The sequence below is a fragment of the Pedococcus sp. P1_H8 genome, from assembly GCF_056405175.1.
Map to the genome: position 1 here is coordinate 1 of NZ_JBFUCP010000060.1, position 617 is coordinate 617.

At 63.7% G+C, this 617-nt stretch carries 1 protein-coding gene; it reads right to left on the minus strand.

Annotation, left to right across the window (positions count from 1 at the left end; translation table 11 throughout):
- Positions 1-617 (minus strand): hypothetical protein (locus AC1DYG_RS18820; protein WP_477641394.1); only part of this gene is annotated, 617 nt, incomplete at both ends.

The following is a 617-nucleotide window of genomic DNA, read 5'->3' on the forward strand; positions in this document are numbered from 1 at the left end:
GTCCTCGGCCGTCCAGCCCGACGAAGTACAGGGCCGGACTCAAGGCCCAGCCGCCCGGCTGATTGCGGGCCCTGACGCGGAAGGTCAGGTGCCATTTGTCGCCCGACACCTTCCAACTGGTGATGTCGACGGTCGGTTTACGGCTCGCGGTGCCCGAGGACCCGCCTGCACCAGGCTCGCCCCGAAGGAACCGAAGGTGCTTGAACACCGATTCCGGCGGCTTGCTGTCTGCGGGTGGCGGTGCCCCGAACAAGTCGAGGAGCTTCTCGGTGACGTTCTTCTCGATAGCCTGGAGGTTCGGGACCCAGGGTGCAACGTAGTGCGCACTCAAACTCGACTGGGAGCTCTTGTTCCGACCTCCACGCGGGATCCACTGATCATGGGCGGGGGGTTCCGCGAACCGCAGGAAGTCGTCCGCCCACCGATCCTCGGGAGTCGACGCATCCGGATGAATCGCACCGCCTGCAAGGAGAAAGGCGTGGTAGGTGTGGTTCTCGAATGTCCGGTCCAGCGTCTGCACCACCATCTCCGGTTGGCGGAGCAGACACACCTTGTTCTCGAGGGTGTCCTTCTGCTTGTCGGACTTGGTGACGATGAGCTTGGCGTTGTGCACGAAC